Below are 2,405 nucleotides of genomic sequence, written 5' to 3' on the forward strand. Positions count from 1 at the left end.
TGCTGGCGCACCCGCCAGTCTCCGCCGAACCCGCTGGCGCGGTTTCGGGCTGCCGCTACGGTCCGATGTCTGAAAAACCAGGCTTGCAGCGACCGTTCCGGTCGCGCCGCCTCTGTCGCGCCGTGACCTGCGCTCCCTGCACACCTGACGGTGTGTAAGGAAACTGCGCCTGATGGCGCAGTTGTCTGCCCTTCCGCCGCCCCCCCTGCGGCCTGTTTCCCCGCTGTGGACTTTCCGGGGGCTGAAGCGGCCACAACACGTTTCAGCCGTCCAGGGGAGAGATGTACCAGCCACAAAACTTTTTGCCGCAAGCGTCAAAAACTTTTGCGTCTGCCCCCGGACAACTGCCCCGTGCCGTGGCTGTCGCTGCCCCATCGGAAAGGTCCACTGCGGGGAGAAACCCCGAAGAAGTGGACGGCAGAAGGGGCTTTCGCCCCTCCGGGGGAGCAACCGGTCGGCCCGGCGACCTGATTCAGCAGAAGGAGACGTTTTCATGACAGTCAGCAGCACGATTTCCGTTTTTTGCCGCGACGGGGTGTTCCGTACCGTTTACTGCCACCTGCACGGTGAGCCGACCTGGAACGGTCGCATCCTGCATACCCACTATGCCACCGGTCAGCAGGCCGAAGCCCTGGTTGAACACGGTGATATCCGTTGCCTTGGTCCCCGTTGCGACAAACCCGCCGGGCATACGCTTCAGAACCCGGTGGACGGTGTGACGGCTTATTACGGACGTGACAGTGGTTTCCGGATGGACAGTGAGGCGCGTGAGTACCGTTCTTTCAGGGAGGCTATTGCCACTGAAAGCACTGAAGAGGTGCGCTTCCATTATGTGTTCATCGACGGCTACTGGAAGGTGATGTACCGCACGCCGGAAGGCTGGAAGATGAAAGCGCTCGCGCTGGCACTGCGTCGCTGTCCGGAATGAAAAAAAGCAGGGCGATAAACCCTGCCTTTCTCCGCTGGCGCTTCCCCGTACGGAAGTCCGGCATCTCATTCACTAACTATGGAGATTATGCCATGAGACCATCAATTATCTTCGCAACCGCCGAGTATGTAAAGCGTCTGCGTGAAGAGTGCCTGCGGGAGAACAAACCCCTGCACCGCCATACCCGCTTCAGACGCCAGGAACTGGCACCGGATGAGATTAACCCGGACGTCCTGGCGATGGGCGGTCATATCGCCAGACGCTGCAGTGAGCAGAAGCGGGTACGTATCCCCGCTATGAAAGTCAGCGAATGGGGCCACCTGCTCCGCGCGCTTGAAATTGAACGGGTCTGTCACTGATTAACCCCTGCCGTCTGCCTGTGCAGGTGGCAGGATGTGTTCAGGTACTTTACCAGGAGGAACCGTGAGCAAGATGAAAAACATCACGACGTCTGTGTTGCATGGTGTCTCCACAAAAAACAGAAAAGGGAAACAGATTCTCTTTCATTCAGGGCCCGGGAGGGCTGGAGATAACAATGAAGTCTTGTTTTGATACTGACAAAGCTTTTCATATGTCTTTTGATGAAGTCACTTTCAACGCTGACAGAATTCGCTCAAAACTGGAACTATTATCCGAAGAACTAATGCCCCGTTGTGGTCTTGTTTATGAGCTATATCAGCGACGTTTGAGTGCTGCTATTGATAATTTTGTGGCCACATTGCCGACAGAACAACATCTACTGGTCCTGGAACTGGCCCGTGAGGAGTTTGATTACCTTTCCGCAGAAGAGATTGCTGAAGAAATACGCCGTGACTCAGAACGCGGCTATTGTTGTCATGGCTTTGAACGCAATTGCTGTCCTCTCGGTTGTGGGGATTTGGGCGATGATTGCTGCGATGCTGCTGATTTGATGGAGGAACCGTGAGTAAGAAGAAAAACACCACAACGCCCACGCCGCATGATGCCGCTTTCCGGTCGTTCCTGGCGAATCCCGACGTCGCCAGAGATTTTCTGGAACTGCATCTTCCTGCGGAGTACCGGCAGTTGTGCGACCTGTCCACGCTGAAGCTGGAACCCGCCACCTTTGTAGAGCCGGACCTGCATCAGTACGCCAGCGATATCCTCTGGAGCGTGAAAACCACCGGGGGTGAAGACGGCTATGTTTATACGCTCATCGAGCACCAGAGCACCGAAAATCTGTACATGCCTTTTCGCATGTTACGTTACAGTGTGGCGGCGATGCAGAGACATCTGGAGCAGCACAAAACATTGCCACTGGTCATTCCGGTGCTGTTCTATCACGGTGAGCGCAGCCCGTACCCGTACAGCATGAACTGGCTGGGCTGTTTTGAGAATCCGGCTCTTGCGGCTAAAATATACACAAAGCCGTTTCCGCTGGTTGATATCACTGTCGTTGATGACAATGAAATCATGAACCATCGCCGGATGGCCGCACTGACGCTGCTGATGAAGCATA

The 2,405-nt window shown here is 55.7% G+C and carries 4 protein-coding genes; all 4 read left to right on the plus strand.

What is annotated here, in order from left to right; translation table 11 throughout:
• The first annotated feature begins 493 nt into the window (after positions 1–493).
• Positions 494–928 (plus strand): hypothetical protein, encoded by a 435-nt coding sequence (locus ACJHX3_RS24665; protein WP_000218862.1) that lies wholly within the window; start codon positions 494–496, stop codon positions 926–928.
• Positions 929–1,020: 92 nt separating this feature from the next.
• The gene (locus ACJHX3_RS24670; RefSeq protein ID WP_001247860.1) at positions 1,021–1,287 is read left to right on the plus strand and encodes a hypothetical protein; all 267 of its coding nucleotides are present in this window, start codon (positions 1,021–1,023) and stop codon (positions 1,285–1,287) included.
• A gap of 176 nt (positions 1,288–1,463) precedes the next feature.
• On the plus strand, positions 1,464–1,853 hold the full coding sequence (locus ACJHX3_RS24675; RefSeq protein WP_000833767.1) for a hypothetical protein: 390 nt from the start codon (positions 1,464–1,466) through the stop codon (positions 1,851–1,853).
• A partial coding sequence (locus tag ACJHX3_RS24680) for an Rpn family recombination-promoting nuclease/putative transposase (protein ID WP_410236239.1) occupies positions 1,850–2,405 on the plus strand: 556 nt, incomplete at its 3' end. The genes ACJHX3_RS24675 and ACJHX3_RS24680, both read left to right, overlap by 4 nt.

The sequence above is a fragment of the Escherichia sp. WS1265 genome, from assembly GCF_046487585.1.
GTDB classification, from domain to species: domain Bacteria; phylum Pseudomonadota; class Gammaproteobacteria; order Enterobacterales; family Enterobacteriaceae; genus Escherichia; species Escherichia coli.